This window comes from Nocardioides ureilyticus (assembly GCF_051280745.1).
Lineage (GTDB): Bacteria > Actinomycetota > Actinomycetes > Propionibacteriales > Nocardioidaceae > Nocardioides.
The window spans coordinates 39,385-59,598 of record NZ_JBNCOG010000010.1 but is presented as its reverse complement, the minus strand read 5'-3'; the positions used below and the strand labels follow the sequence as shown (position 1 = coordinate 59,598).

Here is a 20,214-nt window from a genome sequence, read left to right as displayed (position 1 = left end):
GTCAGACCCTCCGCGCCGTGGTCTGGGCGAAGAGTCCGCCGGGGCGCAGGGTGAGGACCAGCATCAGGATCACCAGAGCGGCGAGCGCGACGAGCTGCGAGCCGACGTACCCGCTGACGAAGGAGAGCGCGAGCCCCAGGAGGAGCCCGCCGACCACCGCGCCGACCGGGCTGTCGAGCCCGCCGAGCACGGCCGCGACGAAGCCGTAGACGACGATCGAGTCCATGTAGGCGGGGTGGACCAGTCCGCCACCGGCGATGAGCAGGCCGGCGAGGGAACCGACCACGGAGGCGAGCGCCCAGCCGAGGGTGAGCATCCGGCCGACGCGGACGCCGAGCAGGCGGGCCACCTCGGGGTTGTACGCCGAGGCGCGCATCCGCAGCCCGACGTCGGTGTAGCGGAACAGCAGGAGCAGCAGCCCCATCGTGACCAGCACCGCGACGATCGTGAAGATGCCGAAGCCGGTCAGCGCGATCGTGGTGTCGCCGACCTCGATGCCGCGGATGCCGAAGGGTGCGGGGAAGCTGCGGTAGCGGTTGCCGAAGACCACCGCGGCCAGCGCGTGGAGGACGATGAAGAGACCCAGGGTGAGGATCACCGCGTTGATCTCCGGACCGCCCTCGACGCGGCGCACGACCACGCGCTCGAGGACCGCGCCGAGCACCAGCCCGCTGGCGAGCGCGGCGACGAAGGCCAGCCAGTAGGACTGGCCGGCGTCGATGATCACCAGCGCCACGAACGTGGTGACCATCGCCATCGGCGCCTGGGCGAAGTTGACGATCCGGGTGGAGCGCCAGATGAGGACCAGGGCGAGGGCGAACGCGGCGTAGACCATGCCGAGCGTCAGGCCGCCGAGGGCGGTGTTGAGGAACTGCTGCACGGGCTCTCCTGCTCAGAATCCGAGGTAGGCGTGGCGGAGCTGGTCGTCGGCGGCGAGGGTGGCCGCGTCGTCGTCGGCCACCACCCGGCCGAGGTTGAGGACGACGCCGCGGTGGGCGATGGAGAGGGCGCTGCGCGCGTTCTGCTCGACCAGCAGGACGCTGAGCGACTCCGACTCGACCAGCCCGCGCAGCAGCTCGAAGATCTGGCCCACGATGCGCGGCGCCAGGCCGAGGGACGGCTCGTCGAGCAGCAGCATCGTCGGCCGCGCCATGAGCGCTCGGCCGATGACGAGCATCTGGCGCTCGCCACCGGACAGCACGTGGGCGGTGGCGGCCCGGCGGTCGGCGAGCACGGGGAAGAGCTCGTAGACGCGCTCGAGGTCCGCGCCGTCGACGCGCCGTCCGCGGCCGAGGCCGCCGAGCCGGAGGTTCTCCTCGACGGTCAGCTCGGTGATGACGCCGCGGCCCTCGGGCACGTGGGCCAGGCCGAGGCCCGGCATCCGGTCGGCAGGCACCTGGTCGAGGCGGTGGCCGTCGAGCTCCACCGTGCCCCCGTCGGCGCGGTGGAGGCCGGAGACGGTGCGCAGGAGCGTGGTCTTCCCGGCCCCGTTGGCGCCGAGGACGGCGGTCACCCGGCCCCGCTCGGCGGTGAAGGAGACCCGGTCGAGGGCGCGCACCGGGCCGTACGCCGCGGAGAGCTCGGAGATGGTCAGCATCAGTCGACCTGCTCCCCGAGGTACGCCGCGAGGACGGCCGGATCGGTGCGCACCCGGTCGGGCGGGCCGTGCGCGATCCGCCGGCCGAAGTCGAGGACGGTGATCTCGTCGCAGGTGCGCATCACCAGGTCCATGTGGTGCTCGACGAGCATCACCGAGATGCCGCGCTCGTCGACCAGGCCACGGACCAGGTCGCCGAGCTCGTCCATGTCCGAGGCGCTCAGCCCGCTGGCGGGCTCGTCGAGGAGGAGCAGGTCCGGCTCGGCTGCGAGGGCGCGGGCGAGGGCGACCCGCTTGCGGACCGGGTAGGGCAGGCTGGAGGGGTACCGGTCGGCGTACGCCGCGACGCCCAGGCGGTCGAGGACGCCCAGGGCCCGCTCGCGGAGCGCGCGCTCCTCGCGGACGGCGCTGCGCAGGCCGAGCAGGCTGCCGAGGAAGCCGGTGCGGGCGTGGCGGTCGGCGCCGATCACGACGTTCTCGAGGACGGTGACCCGGTCGAAGAGGCCGAGCCCCTGCAGGGTGCGGGCGATCCCCAGGCCGGCGAGGTCGTGGGGGCGCAGCCGGGCGAGGCGCTCGCCGCGGCGCTCGATCGAGCCCTCGTCGGGCACGACGAACCCGCACGCGACGTTGAAGAGGGTCGTCTTGCCGGCGCCGTTGGGTCCGATGACGCCGTGGACGGTCCCCGGGAGCACGGCCAGGTCGACGTCGGAGAGCGCGGTGATGCCGCCGAAGGTGACGGTCACACCACGCAGCTCGAGGGCGGTCGCGGTGGCGGGGGCGCTCGTCGGTGACGACATGGGCGGGAGAGACCTCCGAGGGTGGACGCCGGCCGAGGGCCGGATGTGATGGGGACCACCTTGGTGCCATCGCACAGGTTCCGCGATGGGCGGAGCGCACAAATTCGCTTGGTCTCGGTGCCCCGAACGCGGTGGGGGACTGGTGCAGGTTGTGCAATGAGTGCGAACGTGCGTCCATGCGCTCCGACCAAGACGCCGTCCCGGTCGACGCGACGGACCCCGTCGCGCAGGCCGAGAGGGCGTGGGCGCTGCTGCTCGACCAGTCCGACGCGATCGCCGACGGCATCACGCTGACCCTGTTCGAGCGCGACCTCGACCTCTACGACAGGGTCGGCCCCGAGCTGCGGGTCGACGTCCGGGAGAGCACCCGGCTCCACATCCGGCGCGGGTTGGAGGTGCTCTCCGGTCACCAGCGCCCTGGCAACGAGACCGCGATCGACGTGTGGCGCGAGACCGGCCGGCGCCGCGCCCGGCAGGGCGTGCCGCTGGAGCTGGTCCTCAACGCCTACATGCTCGGGGCCCGGGTGCTGTGGGAGGCCCTCGTGGCCCGGGCGGGGACGGGGGAGGGGCGCCTGGTCGACGACCGGGTGCTCCTGGCCGCAGGCAAGACCGTCTGGTCCAACCTCGACATCCAGAACGGCGTGCTGATCGAGGCCTACCGCCGGGAGGCCACCCGCCTGCAGCGCCAGGACCTCCAGCGCCAGCAGTCGGTGCTCGACGGGCTGCTCGAGGGCCGAGGGGCCGATCCGGAGTTCGCCGAGGAGGCCCGCGCCGCCCTCGGCATCGGCCCGGACGACGCGGTGGCCTGCGTGGTCGCCCTCTACGACGAGTCGCCCGACACGCTCGGCCCTGCCGAGGACCGGCTCGACCGGCTCGGGGTGGTCGCCCGCTGGCACGTCCGGTCGGGGGCGTACTTCGGGCTGCTGGCGGGGCCGTTGCCGGACGAGTCCGGGCTGGTCGAGCTCTTCGCGCCGTACTCCGGCGGGCGGATGGGGGTCGCGTCGTGCCCGGAGGGGATCGCCGGCTTCGCGACCGCCTTCCAGCTCGCGACGCGGGCGGCGGAGACGCTGCCCCGGGGCGGGCGTGGCGTGGTCGGGGTCTCCGACCGGCTCCCCGAGGTGCTGCTCGCCGGGAGCCCGCAGGTGGCGCCGTTGCTGGTCGCCCAGACCCTCGGCCCCCTGCTGGCCCAGCCCGAGGCGCAGTCGCGCACGCTCGTGGACACCCTCGCCGCCCTCCTGCGCCACGACGGGTCGCCCACGCACGCGGCGGAGGAGCTCTACTGCCACCGCAACACCGTCATATACCGGCTCAAGCAGATCGAGCAGCTGACCGGCAGGTCGCTCTCCGACCCCCGCGACAAGCTCCTGCTCGAGCTGGCCCTCATGGCTCGCGGCGTCTGAGCGCCGCACTGCCGGAGTGGTCGACGGCGTCCTCGCAGGTCAGGACGCTCCCTGGCCTGCGGTGTGACGTGCGTAACCACGTCGGTGAAGGGTCGTTCAAGCGGCAGGGAGGGGTGCGCAACGACCCCGAGGAGAACGGCATGGCACGGCGATCGAGCCGGTCGCGAGCGTGGGCGCTCGCCGCCACCACGCTGCTGGCAGCGTGGACGGCGGCGGCCACCGCACCGGCCGCGGCGGCTCCGCACAGCAGCCCCAGCAGCCCCAGCAGCCCCAGCAGCCCCAGCAGCTCTGCCACGTCCGCGGCGACGCCCGAGCGAGCCGACCGCGCGACCACCGCGGCGCAACGAGGCGACGCCAGGAAGGCCTCCCGGCTCGAGCCGGGAACCTCGCGCGGGGCGGCGGTGGTCAAGACCGGGTGGTGGAACGCCGCACACGAGCCGCCGCCGGACACCGGCGTCCTCGCCGCGCCGCAGCCGCCGGCGCCGAACGTCCCGGACGGCGGTCTGCCGGTCGCAGCGGCGATCGGCGAGCCGCAGAAGCTGGCAGCGATCGAGCTCTCCCTCGACGCGGAGCCGGGCTCGGAGGTCACCTCCCTGCGGATGGTCCTGCGTGAGTCGGCGGAGCCGGGAGCGGCGACGGGGGCCGAGCTCGCCGGGGTGGTCGCCTGCCCGGTCACCGAGGTCTTCTGGGCCGACGGCCAGAACGCCGCGTGGAAGAACCGGCCGGTCCACGACTGCGCGCTCGCGGAGGCGCCTGGAAGGCGCTCGGACGACGGCACCTGGCGCTTCGACCTCACCGAGATCGCCGCCGGGTGGGCAGCCGAGGACTTCAGCGGCAGCCGCTCGGTCGTGCTCGTCGAGAAGGTGGAGGCTCCGGCCTCCTTCGACCTCAGCTTCGACGGTCCGGACGCCGACGGCGTCGGGGTGGTGGCGAAGGTCCGCCCGGGTGCCGCGGGCACGGACGCGGACGGCGAGGACGCCGGCGCGGACGGCGAGGACGCCGGCGCGGACGGTGCCGGAGGCGACGCAGGAGGCGGCTCGTCCGGGTCCGGCGGCGGCTCGCTGCCGGGCGGCGACACCAGCGGTGGCGGGAGCGGCGGCCTGGGGGGCGCGAGCGACGCAGACCTCGGCCCCGTCGACAGCGGGGCGGTGTCCGTCGCCGGCGACGCGGGCGGCAGCGCAGACGACGCCGCGACCGGTGACGAGGCCGTCGCCGCGCAGGGCGGGCTGGTGACCGTCGCCGCGCCGGCCTGGTACTCCGGCCTCCCGGGCGGCGCCTTCCTGCTCGTCCCGGTGGTCCTCGGGATCGCCTACCTCATGATGCTGGCGCTCGGCCCCGACGGCCGACCCGCTGCGACCACCCAGCGCCACGGCGTCAGCCGGGCCCTCGAGCGGCTGCGCCAGGTGCGGGTCCGCGGAACGGAGACGGCATGACCACCACGCTGCGCGGCCGGGCGTTGGCCTCCACCCTCGGCCTCGCCCTCGCCGTGACGGCTGCCTGCGGGCAGAAGGAGGGCGTCGACCAGATGTACGCCGGTGGGGCCGCGGCGGTCGGCGCCGACGGCCAGCCGATCGTGGGCGCGGTGCCCGGGGACGGCCTGGCCGCTCCCGGCGGCGGCGGCTCCGGGTCGCTCGGCGGCGGACGCAGCGGCTCCGGCTCGCTCGGTGGTGGCAGCGGCTCCGGGTCGCTCGGCGGCGGAGGCGGCGGTGGTGCCACCGACGGCGGCTCCGGCGGCAACGGCGGCGGGTCGGGCGGTGGCGGAGGGGGCGACGACGGCGTCCCTCCGGCCGCCGGTGATCGCACCGGCGTCAGCGACCAGACGATCAAGATCGGCGTCCACGCGCCGGTCACCGGCGCGGCGGCGATCCCCCAGGCCTCCTTCGAGCGTGGCATCGGCGTGTACTTCGACGCGGTCAACCGGGCGGGCGGCATCAACGGCCGCAAGGTCGAGGTGCTCTTCCAGGACGACGGCTTCGACCCGAACAGGGCGCGCTCGGTGTGCAAGGAGATGGCCGAGCAGGAGGAGGTCTTCCTGCTGATCGGCGGTGCCGGCGCGGACCAGATCGACGCCTGTGCGCGCTACGCCGCGGCCGCGGGAGTGCCGTACCTCTCGGGCGGCGTCCACGAGACCCGCCCGAGCCTGGGCGGTCTCGGCGAGCTCTCGACCTACTTCGCGCTCTCGTTGACCTACGAGCAGCAGGTCCCGCTGCTGGCCAAGCTCGTGCGCAGCCAGTTCGGAGGGGACAAGGTCGCCTTGATCGTCGCCGACAACGACAGCCTCGACAACTTCTACGCCAAGGCCGACGCCGCGCTGAAGCAGGTGGCGGGCAACAACCTCGCCCTGTCGCGGCGGATCCCGAAGAACACGACGAGCGACGCACCGGCCGTGGGGACCGCGATCTGCCAGAGCGGTGCGTCCGCGGTGGTGTGGAACGCGAGCCCCAGCTCACTCCTCAACGTCGCCAAGTCGATGCCCTGCCGGGTCACCTTCGTCGGCCCCGGCCTGAGCAACGGCCTCAACGTCGTGGCCCAGGTCGGCTGCCCGAACGTGGACGGGGCGCTCTTCTACTCACCGTTCCCGGGCATGGACGTCATGCGCCGGGACGCAGCCTTCGTCAAGGCCTACCGGGAGAAGAACGGCTCGGAGCCCGACGACATCGGTGCGTCGATCTACGGGCTGGAGAAGCTGGTCGGGTCGATCCTCCAGGCGGCGGGCAAGGACCTCACCCGGGAGTCGTTCGCCTCGGCGATCGCACGGGTGAAGCGCTTCGACACCGGGGTGTTCCCACCGACGAACTTCACCAGCAGGTTCGGCGGCACGGCGATGAACCTGTTGAAGGCCGACTGCGGGCGCTCGGAGTACGTCACCGTCCGCCGCAACGAGCAGCCATGACCGGTCTCGGCAACGAGCTCGGGATCGCCCTGGTCACCGGCGTCCTCCAGGGCAGCGTGTACGCGCTGGTCGCCTTGGGGATCGTCCTGGTCTACCGCGCCTCGGGCGTCTTCAACTTCGCCCAGGCGGAGTTCGGCACCACCGGCCTCTTCGCGGCGTACGCGGCGTTGACGATGTGGGACTGGGGCTACCCGGCGGCGATCGCCTTCGGGTTGGCGGTGGCCGTGGCGATGGGGCTCCTCACCGAACGGCTGGTGGTCCACCCCCTGCGCAACGCATCCCGGGTGACCGTGCTCGTCGGGACGGCCGGCATCGCGCTGGCCGCCATCGGCGTGCAGTTCTGGCAGTTCAACGAGACGCTCATCATGACGATGCCGCGCATCAGCGAGGGCTTCTTCCTGGTGCCGCCGTTCGGCGCGCCGGTGACGGTGCAGCAGCTGATCACCCTCGGTGTCCTGGTGGTGGCCTCCATCGGCCTCGCGCTCTTCTTCCGCTCGCCGTCGGGCCTGGCGATCCAGGCCGCCCAGCAGGAGGCGACGGCGGCCGAGCTCGTCGGCATCAACGTCCGCCGGGTCTCCATGCTGATCTGGGCGCTGGCGGCCCTCCTCGGCGGGCTCGCGGGCATCCTCTCGGGCCCCAACACCACCTTCACCGCGGGCTTCCTCAGCTTCGGCGCCGGCCGCGCGCTGCTGCCCGGCTTCATGGCCGCCGTGCTGGCGGGGATGCGAAGCATGCCCGGGGCGGTGGCCGGCGGGCTGACCGTCGGCGTCATCGAGCAGCTCGGCACCCTCTCGGCGCTCGTCGAGGTGCCCGGCGCCCGGGCGATGCTGCTCTTCCTCGTGCTGCTGGTCGTGCTGCTGATCAAGCCCGGCGGCATCTTCGTCGGACGGGCGGCCACGGCATGAGCGTCGTGGACGGGGGCCGCCGGACGACCGAGGACGACACGAGGGTCCTCCCGGTCACGCCTGCGGAGGAGGAGCCGGTCGCAGAGTTCCCGGCTGTGCTCGACAGCGACCGGGAGCACCGGCCGGGGGCACTCGGCTGGACCGCCCGAGGAGTCGTCTGGGCCGTCCTCGCGTGGGTCGTCCTGGCCTACCCGATCAACCTGCTCTCGCCCTTCGAGGTCGGCGTCACCGACGTGGACACCGCCTCGCTCGCGGTCATCTACGCCATCGGCGGGCTCTCCCTCAACGTGCTGCTCGGCTACTGCGGGCAGATCTCCCTGGGGCACCAGGCCTTCGTCGGCATCGGCGCGTTCGCCTCGGCGTACGTCGTCACCGACCTGCAGCTGGGGTTCTGGATGGCCGTCGCGGTGGCCGCTGCGCTCGGCGGGCTGCAGGCCGTGCTGCTCGGCGCGGTCTCCCTGCGGCTGACCGGGCTCTACTTCGCGCTGGTCACCCTCGCCTACGGCTCCTTCGCGCAGGAGACCCTCTTCGGCTTGACCAGCATCACCGGCGGCGAGGGTGGCAAGCCCGCGCCCCGTCCGGACCTGTTCAGCAGCGGGTACCGCTACTACTACCTGTGCCTGGCCTTCCTCGTGGTGGTGCTGTGGATCGACTGGCGCCTGACCCGGTCGAAGGCCGGGCGGGCGATGGCCGCGCTGCGGGAGAACCCGCGGGTGGCCTCGTCGTACGGCATCGACGTCCGCGCCTACATCCTCGTGGCCTTCGCGGTGTCGGGGATCTTCGCAGGGGTCGCGGGCTCCCTCACCGCTCATCACGACGAGGTGATCGTCGGCAGCTCCTTCGACTTCCGGTTGGCGCTGCTGTTCGTCCTGATGACCGTCGTCGGCGGCTTGCGCGACCGCGTCGGGGTGGTGATCGGCTCGGTGTTCTTCGCCCTGCTCGAGGAGGGCGCACTCGTGTCGATGTTCGGCCTGGAGGGGTTCTTCGAGGGAGTCCTCGGACTGCCCACGGAGTTCGTCTCGCTGGTGGTGGGACCGGTGCTCCTGGTGCTGACCCTGACGCTCTACCCCGGCGGCATCGGACAGCAGGTCGCCCCGGTGCGTCGCTGGCTCAGCGGCCACCGCTTCGACGTCCATGCCGGGTCCGTGCGAGAGGTGGAGGTCTCCGATGTCCGTGCTTGAGGTCGACCGGGTCAGCATCCAGTTCGGCGGGATCCGCGCGCTCCACCAGGTCGACCTCCGGGTCGGCGAGTGGGAAATCGTCGGCATCATCGGCCCGAACGGTGCCGGCAAGACCACGCTGTTCAACTGCATCACCGGGTTCTACGAGGCCACCTCCGGATCGATCCGGTACCGCGGACGCGAGATCACCCGGCTCCCGGTCCACCGCCGCACCGCGCTCGGCATCGGGCGCACCTTCCAGAACGTCGGTCTGGTCAAGAACGCCAGCGTCGCGGAGAACCTGGCCACCGCCCAGCACCTGCAGGTCGCCTACGACCCGTGGGCCGGGCTGGTGGGTTCCCCCGGCTCCTTCGCGGAGGAGCGGCGCATCGCCGAGCGCAGCGCCGACATCCTCGACCTCCTCGAGCTGCGTGACGTGGCCGGCGAGCGGGTTGCCGACCTGCCCTACGGCGTCTTGAAGCGGGTCGAGATCGCCGCGGTGCTCGCCACCGACCCCGAGCTGCTCCTGCTCGACGAGCCGGGGTCCGGCATGGGCCCGGAGGAGGCGCACGCCCTCGGCGACGTGCTGCTCGAGCTGCGCCGGAGCTTCGGCCTCAGCATCGTGATGATCGACCACCACGTGCCGCTGGTGACCAGGGTGTCCGACTATGTCTACTGCCTGAACTTCGGCGAGGTGCTGGCCGAGGGCGGGCCCGACGACGTGCGGCGCCACCCGGAGGTGGCGCGTGCCTACCTCGGCACCGAGGCCGAGGCCGACCCCCTGCCGACCGGCGCTGCGGCGGCCGGCGGCGCGGTGGACCCGCTCGCCGACACCGCAGTCCTGCCGGAGGCCGTCCGATGAGCCTGCTGGAGGTGCGCGACCTCGTGGTCGGCTACGGCCCGCACCCGGTCCTGCACGGGGTGAGCTTCGAGGTGGAGGAGGGTGAGCTCTGCGTGCTCCTCGGTCTCAACGGCGCCGGCAAGACCACCACCGTCTCAACGATCGCCGGCCTGCTTCGACCGCAGTCCGGGCAGGTGCTGCTCGACGGTGCCTCCCTCGGTCGTCGCTCGCCCTCCGCGCGGGTCCGCCACGGGGTGTCGCTGTGCCCGGAGGGCCGCCGGGTCTTCCCGCGGCTCACCGTCCGGCAGAACCTGCGGCTCGGTGCCTGGAGCCGCCGCCGCAGCCCCCGCACCGTCCGTCAGCAGCTGGACCTGGTCTACGACTACTTCCCCCGGCTCGTCGAGCGCGAGGACCAGCTCGCGGGCACCCTCTCGGGCGGCGAGCAGCAGATGCTCGCCGTCGGCCGTGCGCTGATGTCGCGGCCACGGCTGATGCTCATCGACGAAGCCTCGCTCGGTCTCAGCCCCACCCTCGCCCGCACGGTCTGGGAGGTCACCTCCCAGATCAAGGCCGACGGCACGACCGTGCTCATGGTCGAGCAGAACGCCGGGGTCCTCCCCTTCGCCGACCGGGCGCTGATCATGGAGAAGGGCACCCTCCTCCACACCGCGGTCGGCTCCGCCATCCACGACGTCAACCTCCGTGAGGCCTACCTCGGAGCTTAGGAGACATCATGCAGAACCACCTCGGAAAGCTCGGCGGGCAGCTCGGCGTGCTGCTGTGCCTGCTCGGCTTCCTCGTCATCTTCTTCGGTTGGAACGGGGCGGCGAGCAGCAACTTCGTCCCGGCCCAGTTCCCCTACCTCCTCTCCGGGGGGATCGCGGGCCTCGCGGTCGTCGTCGTCGGTGCGGCGATGATCCTCGTGCAGAACCACCGGGCCGACCTGGCGCGGATGGAAGAAGCCCTCGAGCGGGTGGCGCTGGCCGTCGAGCGCCAGGGCGGCGGCGCGGCGGTGGGCGCCGCGCTCGGGGCCACCGGCGGGCTCGACGGGTACGTCGTGGCGGGCGCCGCGTCGTACCACCGCACCGACTGCACGCTGCCCGAGGCCCGTACCGAGGCACACCTCGTGCCGCTGACCGACATCCCCGGCAGCGGCCTCGAACCCTGCCGGGTCTGTCGGCCGCTGCAGTTCGGGCGGATCTCTGCGCCCGTCTGACGGGCGTCCTCGCGCCTGGGGAGAGCGACGACTCCTGGCCACCTCTCCATGCACGAGGTGCGGCGCACCCTGCTGCTCCTCTGCCGACGGGACGAGGAGACCAGCGAGCACGTCGCCCGGTTGGGGTGTGCGTCGTCGCGGCGGCGTTCTCGGCATCCTGCTCGGCTGTCGCTGCGCTCACGTCGGCTTAGGACCGGTGCCCAAGCGGCGCGGTCATGCCAAGTCGAGCGCGGTCCGCCACCCTGGTCGCGCATGCTTGGGCAATGGCGTCTGAGCGGCTCTGGGAGCGTCTCGTCGAGTACCTCGACGGATGGGCGAGCGCCCGAGAAGTGCCTGGCGGGATCGAGGTGACCTTCGAGCAGTCGCGGGGCGTCACGTGGACCGTCGAGGTGGTGGTGACCTCGACCGAGTGGGACGACTACATCGGCACCATCCATGGAACGGGCGACCCGGCTGCTACGCCGCTCGGGGGAAAGATCCTGGCGACGGCGGACGGGGCCCGTTACCTGGTCTACGACCGGGACGCCTACGACTGGGAGCACTCCGGGACGGGAGAGCTGCCAGAGGACGACATCGACCCCGGGCGAGGGGAGTGGGTCGTCAAGGATCCCGACGGGAGCGTGATCGACCGCTTCGCGAGCACCGAGGAGCTGGACTGACGATCTCCGCCGCACCGCCCGCTCCTGCCTGCCGGGAACAGTGTCCTTCGAGCAGCCGAGCGGGCCAGGCCGGTCGCCTCGCCGCCGAAGCGGGTGCTCGGCGGCTCGTGCTCACGCACTACTCCGCGCGCCATCCCGAGGAGGAGCCGTTCGCGGAGCAGGCCCGCCGCCATCACCTCGACGTCCACGCCGCCCGCGACCTGGACCGGATCGCGGTGCCGCGGCGGGCGTAGCGCCGGGAGACGCTGCCGCCCCAGTCCACACCCAGCACAGAACCCTTTCCTTCGACGATGTGTTCGAATACAATGCAAGCATGACGTTGACGGCGGACCTCGAGCAGCAGCTGGACACCCCGTCCGGCGTGCTCGCCGCCGCGCGCCACCGTCGCCGGACCGGGGAGCGGGCCGAGGCCGAGCAGCTCGAGCTCGCCGTGCAGTGGTGCGTGATGCACCCCGCGGAGCACGTCGGCACGGCGGCTGGTGCGGGATGGGCTGACCAGTTCGGGGACCAGGTCCTCGGCCTGGCCGGCGAGGGTGCGCCGATGGTCAGCGAGTTCGCCGTCGAGGACTACGCCGCTGCGATGGGCCGGTCGTCCGACTCGGGCCGGGCCTACCTGGCCGAGGCGCTCGAGCTGCGCTATCGCCTGCCGAGGCTGTGGAAGCGTGTGACGGCGGTGGAGCTGCCGGCGTGGAAGGCTCGCGGCATCGCGCGCCGCACCATGCTCCTGTCGAGGGAGGGCGCCGCGTTCGTGGACCGCCACGTCGCGCCGGTCGCCCACTCCATCGGGCCGGCCGCGCTGGAGCGGCTGGTCGAGGAGGCGGCGGTCCGCCACGACCCCGAGGCCGCCCAGGCTCGCGCCGCGGAGCGGGCCGAGGCGCGGCACGTGACGATCCAGACCCGTCAGGTCTCCTTCGACGGGCACGTCGACCTGTACGCCACGCTCGACCTCGCGGACGCCACCCATCTCGACGAGGTGCTCGACCGGGGCGCCGAGGCCCTCCGGGCGCTCGGGTCCGAGGAGCCGGAGGGTGCTCGTCGGGCCCGGGCGCTCGGCGACATGGCGCGCCGCCAGCTCTCGCTGGAGCTCGACACCGAGCCGACGCCGCTGGTGGTGCACGTCCACCAGGCGCCTGACGGGCACGTCGACCCGGTGGTGCGGGTGGAGAACACCCGCTCCTTCGTGCTCACCGGCCAGCTGGCCGAGTGGTGCACCCGCGCCGCCAGGGTCACGATCAAGCCCGTCATCGACCTCGCCGACCAGGTCCACGTCGAGGCCTACGAGGTGCCCGATCGGATCGCCGAGCAGACGCGCCTCCGCGACCTGCACTGCGTCTTCCCGCACTGCACCAGGCCGGCGCGCCGGTGCGACCTGGACCACGTCCATGCCCATGGGTGCGGCGGCCCGACCGCCTCGGAGAACCTCGCGCCGCTGTGCCGGCGGCACCACCGCCTGAAGACCCACGGACCGTGGCGCTACACGGTGCTCGAGCCAGGCGTGTACCTGTGGGCCGGCCAGCACCGGCTGCGGTTCCTCGTCGACCACACCGGGACGCACGACCTCACCGAGCCGGGCAGGCCGCCCGACCCGCCGGACGTCTGACCCTGCCGCCCCGGACCCCGCCGAACCAGCTCGCCGGCGGGGGCTGAAGCATGTCCCGGTTCCGCCGCTCAGCCGTGCAGGACCTTGCGGAACAGGGCGCAGGTCTCCTCGACGGCCGCCTGGGCCGCTCCCGAGTGCCGGCCCATGTCCACGAAGCCGTGGATGAGTCCGGGGAAGGTGCGGTGCTCGACCGGTACGCCGGCCTCGGCCAGCGCGCGGGCGTAGGCGTTGCCGTCGTCGCGGAGCGGGTCGAACTCGGCGGTCACCACGACCGCGGGAGCCAGGCCGTCGAGCCGGCCGCGCAGCGGGGAGAGCCGCGGGTCCGTGACGTCACCCGCCGCGCCGACGTACTGGGCGCCGAACCACTCCATCGTCGCCTGGTCGAGGAAGTAGCCCTCCGCGTTCTCGGTGTGGGAGGGGAACGAGCCGCCCATGTCGGTGACCGGGTAGATCAGCAGCTGCCCGGCCAGCGCGCGGCCCTCGTCGCGGAAGGCCTGCGCGACCACCGCGGAGAGGTTGCCGCCCGCCGAGTCGCCGGCGACCGCCATCCGGTCGTCGCCGCCGAGGTCGGCGAGGTGGTCGGAGACCCAGCGGGCCGCGGCGAGGACGTCCTCGACGCCGGCGGGGAACGGGTGCTCCGGGGCGAGCCGGTAGTCGACGGAGACCACGACCGCGTCGCACAGCGTGGCGATCGTCCGGCAGGTGAGGTCGTGGGTGTCGAGGTCGCCGATGACGAAGCCGCCGCCGTGGAAGAACGCCACGGTCGGCAGCGGTCCTGCGTCGACGCGCGGCCGGTAGACGCGGGCCGGCCGGGGGCCGTCGCCGCCCGGCACCGAGACGTCCTCCGCGGACGCGACCTCCGGCAGCGAGGCCGGGTCGCGCAGGTCCACGGTCAGCGTGCGGAAGCCCTGGCGGGCCTGCTCCGGGGTGCCCTCGTGCATCGGCGGGCTGCCGGCGTCGGCGAGGAACTGCAGCAGCACGGCGAGCTGGGGGTCGAGCTGGGGGTCGAGCGGCACGGGGCCTCCTGTGAGCGGGAAGGGGCGGGTCGGCCCGGGTCAGACGAAAGCAGAGATGCCGGTCTCGGCGCGGCCGATCAGCAGCTTCTGGATCTGACTGGTGCCCTCGTAGAGGGTCATCACGCGCGCGTCCCGCAGGTACTTCTGCGCGGGGTACTCGTCGACGTACCCGGCGCCGCCGTGCACCTGGATGCCGTTGTTGGCGGCGCGCACAGCGGCCTCGGAGGCGAAGAGCTTCGCCTTGGAGGCGGCCACGCCGAAGGGCAACCCGCGGTCGATCAGGTCCGCGCACCGCCACACCAGCAGCCGCGCGGCGTCGGCGTCGAGGGAGATGTCGGCGATGAGGTCCTGCACCAGCTGGAAGCCGGCGAGGGGCCGGCCGAACTGGGTGCGGTGCTGGGCGTACTCGACCGCCGACTCCAGGCACCCCTGGACGATCCCGACACAACCGGCCGCGACCGAGACCCGCCCCTTGTCGAGCGTGGTCATCGCGATCTTGAAGCCCTGCCCCTCCTCGCCGAGGCGGGCCGAGGCAGGCACCCGCACGTCGCTCAGGAAGAGCTCGGCCGTCGCCTGGCCGCGCAGGCCCAGCTTCCCCTTGATCTCGCGGGCCTCGAAGCCGGGGGTGTCGGTCGGGACGAGGAACGCGGTGACCCCCCGCGGCCCCGGCCCGCCGGTGCGGGCGAAGACCAGGGCGACCTGCGCCCAGGTGCCGTTGGTGATGAAGAGCTTCTGGCCGTTGAGGACGTAGTCGTCACCGTCGCGGACCGCGCGCGAGGTGAGGTTGCCGGCGTCCGAGCCGGTGTCGGGCTCGGTCAGGCCGAAGCAGCCCAGCACCTCGCCGCTGGCGATGCGCGGCAGCCACTCCTGCTTCTGCTCCTCGGTGCCGGCCGCCAGGATCGACTTGCCCACCAGCCCGTTGGAGACCGAGACGATCCCGCGCAGGGCGGAGTCGGCGCGCCCGAGCTCCTCCATCGCCAGCACGTAGGTGAGGTAGTCGCCACCCAGGCCGCCGTACTCCTCGGGGATGGTGAGCCCGAAGAACCCGATCTCGGCCATCCGCGGCACGATCGAGGTGTCCACGGACTCGCGCCGGTCCCACTCGACGCGGTGCGGCACCGCCTCCCGGTCGAGGAACTCCCGGGCCAGTGCCCGGAAGCTCTCCTGCTCGTCGCTGAGGCTGAGGTCCATGGGGCCATCCTGCCCGGCCGGTGCGGGCCGCCGAGCCCGGGGCAGCCTCAAATCGCTCGCGGTCGCGGGCCGCATGCCGCACCATTCGCTGCGTGGGACATGTGGACGTCGCCGGGGTGCGCTACGAGCTGCCGGACGGGAGGGTGCTGCTCGACGACGTCTCGTTCCGGGTCGGTGAGGGGCAGAAGGTGGCGCTCGTGGGCGCCAACGGCGCCGGCAAGACGACGTTGCTGCGGATCGTCACCGGAGAGCTCCAGCCGCACGCCGGGGCCGTGACCCGGTCGGGCGGCGTCGGCGTCATGCGGCAGATGGTGGGCGCCGGGCTGGGCGAGGATCCGTCGGTCGCGGACCTCCTGCTGAGCGCCTCGCCGCCACGGGTCCGCACCGCGGCCCAGGAGGTCGACCGCTGCGAGCACCGGCTGATGGAGGTCGACGACGAGCGGACGCAGATGGCCTACGCGACCGCGCTGGCGGAGTACGCCGACGCCGGCGGCTACGACGTCGAGGTCGTCTGGGACGTCTGCGCGACCGCCGCGCTGGGCGTGCCGTACGACCGCGCGAAGTACCGCTCGCTGCGCACCCTCTCGGGCGGCGAGCAGAAGCGGTTGGTGCTGGAGATGCTGCTGCGCGGTCCCGACGAGGTGCTGCTCCTCGACGAGCCGGACAACTACCTCGACGTGCCGGGCAAGATCTGGCTCGAGGGGCGGATCCGCGAGTCGGAGAAGACGATCCTCTACATCAGCCACGACCGGGAGCTGCTGGAGAACACCGCGACCCGGGTGGTCACGGTCGAGCTCGGCAGCGGCGGGCCAGCGGCCGGCAACACGGTCTGGACGCACCCGGGCGGCTTCGCGTCGTACCACCGGGCGCGGGCCGACCGGTTCGCCCGCTTCGCCGAGCTGCGGAAGCGCTGGGACGAGGAGCACGCGAAGCTCAAGCAGCTGGTGCTCCACTACAAGGTGAAGGCGGAGTTCAACGACGGCATGGCGTCGCAGTACCGCGCCGCGCAGACCCGGCTGCGGAGGTTCGAGGAGGCCGGGCCGCCGACCGAGCAGCCGCGGGAGCAGCAGGTGACGATGCGGCTGCGGGGCGGGCGCACCGGCAAGCGCGCCGTGGTCTGCGAAGGGCTCGAGCTCACCGGGCTGATGCGCCCCTTCGACCTCGAGGTCTGGTACGGCGAGCGCGTCGCCGTCCTCGGCTCGAACGGCTCCGGCAAGTCGCACTTCCTCCGGCTGCTGGCCGCGGGCGGCACCGATCCCGAGCCCGAGCACCGGCCGGTGGGCGCCGACGACGGGCCGGTCGTCGCGCCGGTGCGCCACACCGGCCGGGCCCGGCTGGGCGCGCGGGTGCGTCCGGGGTGGTTCGTCCAGACCCACGAGCACCCCGAGCTGGTGGGTCGCACGCTGCTCGAGGTGCTGCACCGGGGCGACGCCCACCGCGCGGGGATGGGCCGCGAGCAGGCGAGCCGCGTGCTGGACCGCTACGAGCTGAGCGCTGCCGCCGAGCAGCGCTTCGAGTCGCTCTCCGGCGGCCAGCAGGCCCGGTTCCAGGTGCTGCTGCTCGAGCTCTCCGGCGCGACGCTGCTGCTGCTCGACGAGCCGACCGACAACCTCGACGTGCAGAGTGCCGAGGCGCTGGAGGAGGGCCTGGCCGCCTTCGACGGCACGGTGCTGGCGGTCACCCACGACCGGTGGTTCGCCCGCGGGTTCGACCGGTTCCTCGTCTTCGGCGCCGACGGCGAGGTCCGCGAGAGCGACGAGCCGGTCTGGGACGAGGGGCGGGTGGCGCGGGCCCGCTGAGCGAGCGCCGGGGTCGGTCCCCGACGCTCACTCCGCGGTGCTCACTCCGGGGTGCTCACTCCCCGCTGCTCGCGTCGGAGTCGAGCTCGAGCTCGACCGTCTGCTCCTCGCCGTCGCGGACGAAGGTCACGCTGACCTCGTCGCCGGGGCGGTAGGAGCGGATGATCGCGACCAGTGAGTCGGCGCCGGTGACCGGCCGGTCGTCGACGCGGGTGATGACGTCGCCGTCCTCGATCCCGGCCTCGCCGGCGGCCGAGTCGGCGCCCACCTCCTGCACCTCGGCGCCCACGACGTCGCTCGCGGCGGGGTCCGGCCCCTCGATGCCCCCGGGCCCGGAGACCGGGGCGCCGGGGTCGCTGACGGTGATGCCGAGGCGCGCGTGCGTCGGGGTCTCGCCGTTCGCCATCTGCTCGACGATCGGCAGCACCTCGTCGATCGGGATGGCGAAGCCGAGGCCGATGGAGCCGCCCGAGCCGCCGCCGAGCCCCACCGAGGCGGTCCGGATGGAGGAGTTGATGCCGATGACCTGACCGTCCATGTTGACCAGCGGGCCGCCGGAGTTGCCCGGGTTGATCGCGGCGTCGGTCTGGATCGCCGGGTAGGTGGTGCTGTTGTTCTCGTCGTCGGTGCCGACGTTGACCGGCCGGTCGAGTGCGCTGACGATCCCCGTGGTGACGGTCGACTCGAGGCCGAAGGGGGAACCGATCGCCACGACCTGCTCCCCGACGTCCAGCGCCCCGGACTCGCCGATGGTGGCGACGGTCAGGCCGTCGACGTCCTGCGCCTGGATGACGGCGGTGTCGGTGAGCGGGTCGGTGCCCAGGACCTCCGCCGGCGCGCGCCTGCCGTCGGAGAACGAGACGGTGATCTGGTCGCCCTCCGTCGCCATGGACACGACGTGCTCGTTGGTGAGGATCTGGCCGTCGGAGGTGAGCACGATGCCCGAGCCCGATCCCGAGCCGGCGCGGCCGACGACGTCGATCTTCACCACGGACGGCAACACGCCCGCGGCGACCGCCTCGACGGAGCCGGCGGGGGCGTCGTCGTCGGTGGTGGCGACCTGAGTGGCGACCGCGGGGCTGCCCGTGCCGCCCGCCGTGGCGGCCGACTCGTCGTCGTACGCCGTCCAGAGCGCGGCGCCGCCGAGCCCACCGGCGCCGCCGAGCACGAGCGCACCGGTCAGCACCGCCGCCGCGAAGCCCTTCCGGCCGCGGGCCGGCGCGGGCGCCGCCGGTGCCTGCGCCGCTGGGGGCAGGAGCGGGAAGTCGTAGGGCGTCGTCTGCTGCGCTGGCTGCGGCACCGGCTCCTGGGCCGGCCGCGGCATCGGCTGCTGGGGGCGCGTCCAGTCGTCGTTCTGCTCATCCATGCCTCCACGGTGCCCCCGGTCCCTGTGACGAACCTGAGACAGCGCTGGGGGCCGGCGAAGATCCGGCGCCGCGTCCGGCGAAGTGGTCGACGCGGCACTGTGTCGTGGGACACACTCGGGCCATGACTGCCACCGCTGACGCACCCGCCACCCCTGCCGACGCCCCCGACCCCGTCTTCGTCGACGACCGCCTCGCCCACTGGGCCCGGACCACGCCCGACGCCGAGTGCATGACCTACCTCGGGCGCACCTGGACCTGGGCCGAGTGGGACGACCGGGTACGCCGCGCCGCCGGCGGGCTCCAGCAGCTGGGGGTGGGCCGCGGCGACGTGGTGGCCTTCCTCGACAAGAACCACCCGGCGTGCGTGGAGCTGTCGCTGGCAGCCGGCTCGCTCGGCGCGGCCAACGCCATCATCAACTGGCGGCTGGCCGGCGACGAGGTGGACTACGCCGTCAACGACTCCGGCGCGAAGGTGCTGGTCGTCGGCAGCGAGCTGATGCCCACCATCGAGGCCATCCGGGACCGGCTCGCCGGGGTCGAGCACGTCCTGGAGGTGACGCCGGAGGGCGCCGAGGGGGACGCGTGGGAGCGACTGCTCGCCGAGGCCACGCCGACACCGCGCCAGCCCGACGTCGAGCCCGACGACGTGTGCCTGGTGATGTACTCCTCCGGCACCACCGGGCGGCCCAAGGGCGTGATGCTCACCCACCGCAACATGGTCAGCCACACCGTCAACGCCCACGACGGCTGGGGCTTCGAGCCCGGCGACAAGTCGATGGTCGCGATGCCGCTCTTCCACGTCGGCGGCTCGTCGTACGTGCTCTTCGGCCTCCACGACGGCGTGCCCAGCGTGATGACCCGCGACCCCGACGGGATGTCGCTCGCCGGGGCGATCCTCGCCGGCGCCAACCGGACGTTCCTCGTGCCGGCGGTCCTCGCGCAGGTGCTGCAGTCGGGGGAGGACGCCGTCAAGCTCTTCGGCGCGCTCAAGACCTACACCTACGGCGCCGCGCCGATGCCGCCGCCGCTCCTGCGGGCCGCGATGCAGGCCTGGCCCGACACCGACTTCATGCAGGTCTACGGCCTCACCGAGGTCGCCGGCGTGGCCACCCACCTGATGCCGGAGGACCACCGCACGGCGGAGTCCTCCGGGCACCCGGAGCGGCTGGTCTCCGCCGGCAAGGCGGTGCCCGGCGTGGAGATCCGGATCGTCGACCCGGCCACCCTCGAGGACCTCCCGGTCGGGACCCACGGGGAGATCTGGCTGCGGACGCCGCAGCTGATGAAGGGGTTCCTGAACAAGCCGGAGGCGACCGCCGAGGTGATCGTCGAGGACGGCTGGTTCCGCACCGGCGACATGGGCAAGCTCGACGAGGAGGGCTACCTGTTCGTCGAGGACCGGCTCAAGGACATGATCATCAGCGGCGGCGAGAACATCTACAGCCCCGAGGTCGAGCGCGTGCTGGCCGAGCACCCGGCCGTCATGGAGGTCGCGATCATCGGGGTCCCCGACGACACCTGGGGCGAGTCGGTGAAGGCGGTGGTCGCGCTCAAGCCCGACCACCACGCCACCGAGGCCGAGATCATCGAGTACTGCCGCGAGCACCTCGCCCACTACAAGTGCCCGCGGAGCGTCGACGTCCTCGAGGCGCTGCCGCGCAACCCCACGGGCAAGATCCTCAAGCGCGAGCTGCGGGCGCCGTACTGGCAGGGGCGCGACCGCGGCGTGAACTGACCGGGACGCGGGGCCGGACCGGGCGGGCTGGGCTGGCT

The 20,214-nt window shown here is 73.2% G+C and carries 19 protein-coding genes; 13 read left to right on the top strand and 6 right to left on the bottom strand.

The genetic code is table 11. The features are described 5' to 3' along the window. Nucleotide 1: 1 nt before the first annotated feature. Genes ACSMHG_RS07625 through ACSMHG_RS07615 form a run of 3 tightly spaced genes read right to left on the bottom strand, consistent with a single transcriptional unit; the run spans nucleotide 2 to nucleotide 2,394 of the window. Nucleotides 2-880, bottom strand: a complete 879-nt coding sequence (locus tag ACSMHG_RS07625; RefSeq protein WP_435743334.1) for a branched-chain amino acid ABC transporter permease — start codon at nucleotides 878-880, stop codon at nucleotides 2-4. A gap of 12 nt (nucleotides 881-892) precedes the next feature. After that, nucleotides 893-1,597: an ABC transporter ATP-binding protein gene (locus ACSMHG_RS07620; protein WP_435743332.1), complete on the bottom strand. Its 705-nt coding sequence runs from the start codon at nucleotides 1,595-1,597 to the stop codon at nucleotides 893-895. Then, entirely contained in the window at nucleotides 1,597-2,394 is a 798-nt protein-coding gene (locus ACSMHG_RS07615) for an ABC transporter ATP-binding protein (RefSeq protein WP_435743330.1), read from the bottom strand. Before ACSMHG_RS07615 ends, ACSMHG_RS07620 begins: the two co-directional genes overlap by 1 nt. A gap of 176 nt (nucleotides 2,395-2,570) precedes the next feature. On the opposite strand from ACSMHG_RS07615, the gene ACSMHG_RS07610 reads away from it, so the two are divergent. The 11 genes from ACSMHG_RS07610 (at nucleotide 2,571) to ACSMHG_RS07560 (ending at nucleotide 13,068) form a co-directional block, all read left to right on the top strand. Then, nucleotides 2,571-3,794: a PucR family transcriptional regulator gene (locus tag ACSMHG_RS07610; protein ID WP_435743328.1), complete on the top strand. Its 1,224-nt coding sequence runs from the start codon at nucleotides 2,571-2,573 to the stop codon at nucleotides 3,792-3,794. Nucleotides 3,795-3,934: 140 nt separating this feature from the next. Then, entirely contained in the window at nucleotides 3,935-5,227 is a 1,293-nt protein-coding gene (locus tag ACSMHG_RS07605; protein ID WP_435743326.1) for a hypothetical protein, read from the top strand. Then, nucleotides 5,224-6,687: an ABC transporter substrate-binding protein gene (locus ACSMHG_RS07600; RefSeq protein ID WP_435743324.1), complete on the top strand. Its 1,464-nt coding sequence runs from the start codon at nucleotides 5,224-5,226 to the stop codon at nucleotides 6,685-6,687. Before ACSMHG_RS07605 ends, ACSMHG_RS07600 begins: the two co-directional genes overlap by 4 nt. Beyond that, nucleotides 6,684-7,592: a branched-chain amino acid ABC transporter permease gene (locus ACSMHG_RS07595; RefSeq protein ID WP_435743322.1), complete on the top strand. Its 909-nt coding sequence runs from the start codon at nucleotides 6,684-6,686 to the stop codon at nucleotides 7,590-7,592. The genes ACSMHG_RS07600 and ACSMHG_RS07595 overlap by 4 nt, the downstream gene beginning before the upstream one ends. Then, nucleotides 7,589-8,773 (top strand): branched-chain amino acid ABC transporter permease, encoded by a 1,185-nt coding sequence (locus ACSMHG_RS07590; protein ID WP_435743320.1) that lies wholly within the window; start codon nucleotides 7,589-7,591, stop codon nucleotides 8,771-8,773. Before ACSMHG_RS07595 ends, ACSMHG_RS07590 begins: the two co-directional genes overlap by 4 nt. Beyond that, complete coding sequence (locus ACSMHG_RS07585; RefSeq protein ID WP_435743318.1) at nucleotides 8,760-9,614, top strand: ABC transporter ATP-binding protein; 855 nt, start codon at nucleotides 8,760-8,762, stop codon at nucleotides 9,612-9,614. Before ACSMHG_RS07590 ends, ACSMHG_RS07585 begins: the two co-directional genes overlap by 14 nt. Then, nucleotides 9,611-10,318, top strand: a complete 708-nt coding sequence (locus tag ACSMHG_RS07580) for an ABC transporter ATP-binding protein (RefSeq protein ID WP_435743316.1) — start codon at nucleotides 9,611-9,613, stop codon at nucleotides 10,316-10,318. The genes ACSMHG_RS07585 and ACSMHG_RS07580 overlap by 4 nt, the downstream gene beginning before the upstream one ends. Nucleotides 10,319-10,326: 8 nt before the next feature. Then, nucleotides 10,327-10,809 carry a hypothetical protein gene (locus tag ACSMHG_RS07575; RefSeq protein ID WP_435743314.1) on the top strand — a complete coding sequence of 161 codons (483 nt, stop codon included), beginning with the start codon at nucleotides 10,327-10,329 and terminating at the stop codon, nucleotides 10,807-10,809. Between the two features lie 263 nt (nucleotides 10,810-11,072). Further along, nucleotides 11,073-11,468 carry a hypothetical protein gene (locus ACSMHG_RS07570; protein WP_435743312.1) on the top strand — a complete coding sequence of 132 codons (396 nt, stop codon included), beginning with the start codon at nucleotides 11,073-11,075 and terminating at the stop codon, nucleotides 11,466-11,468. A 107-nt stretch (nucleotides 11,469-11,575) separates the two neighbouring features. Then, nucleotides 11,576-11,701, top strand: a complete 126-nt coding sequence (locus ACSMHG_RS07565; RefSeq protein ID WP_435743310.1) for a hypothetical protein — start codon at nucleotides 11,576-11,578, stop codon at nucleotides 11,699-11,701. 80 nt (nucleotides 11,702-11,781) lie between these two features. Continuing rightward, entirely contained in the window at nucleotides 11,782-13,068 is a 1,287-nt protein-coding gene (locus ACSMHG_RS07560; RefSeq protein WP_435743308.1) for an HNH endonuclease signature motif containing protein, read from the top strand. Nucleotides 13,069-13,136: 68 nt separating this feature from the next. Here ACSMHG_RS07560 and lipP1 read toward each other — a convergent pair whose 3' ends face one another. Further along, entirely contained in the window at nucleotides 13,137-14,084 is a 948-nt protein-coding gene (gene lipP1 / locus ACSMHG_RS07555) for a LipP1 family hormone-sensitive lipase (RefSeq protein WP_435743306.1), read from the bottom strand. Nucleotides 14,085-14,123: 39 nt separating this feature from the next. After that, the gene (locus tag ACSMHG_RS07550) at nucleotides 14,124-15,275 is read right to left on the bottom strand and encodes an acyl-CoA dehydrogenase family protein (protein ID WP_435743304.1); all 1,152 of its coding nucleotides are present in this window, start codon (nucleotides 15,273-15,275) and stop codon (nucleotides 14,124-14,126) included. 92 nt (nucleotides 15,276-15,367) lie between these two features. On the opposite strand from ACSMHG_RS07550, the gene ACSMHG_RS07545 reads away from it, so the two are divergent. Continuing rightward, nucleotides 15,368-17,074, top strand: a complete 1,707-nt coding sequence (locus tag ACSMHG_RS07545; protein WP_435743302.1) for an ABC-F family ATP-binding cassette domain-containing protein — start codon at nucleotides 15,368-15,370, stop codon at nucleotides 17,072-17,074. A 55-nt stretch (nucleotides 17,075-17,129) separates the two neighbouring features. Here the strand turns inward: ACSMHG_RS07545 and ACSMHG_RS07540 are convergent, their stop codons facing one another. Next, nucleotides 17,130-18,440: a S1C family serine protease gene (locus ACSMHG_RS07540; RefSeq protein ID WP_435743300.1), complete on the bottom strand. Its 1,311-nt coding sequence runs from the start codon at nucleotides 18,438-18,440 to the stop codon at nucleotides 17,130-17,132. Nucleotides 18,441-18,562: 122 nt separating this feature from the next. On the opposite strand from ACSMHG_RS07540, the gene ACSMHG_RS07535 reads away from it, so the two are divergent. Continuing rightward, on the top strand, nucleotides 18,563-20,176 hold the full coding sequence (locus tag ACSMHG_RS07535) for a long-chain-fatty-acid--CoA ligase (protein WP_435743298.1): 1,614 nt from the start codon (nucleotides 18,563-18,565) through the stop codon (nucleotides 20,174-20,176). Nucleotides 20,177-20,214 lie beyond the last annotated feature (38 nt).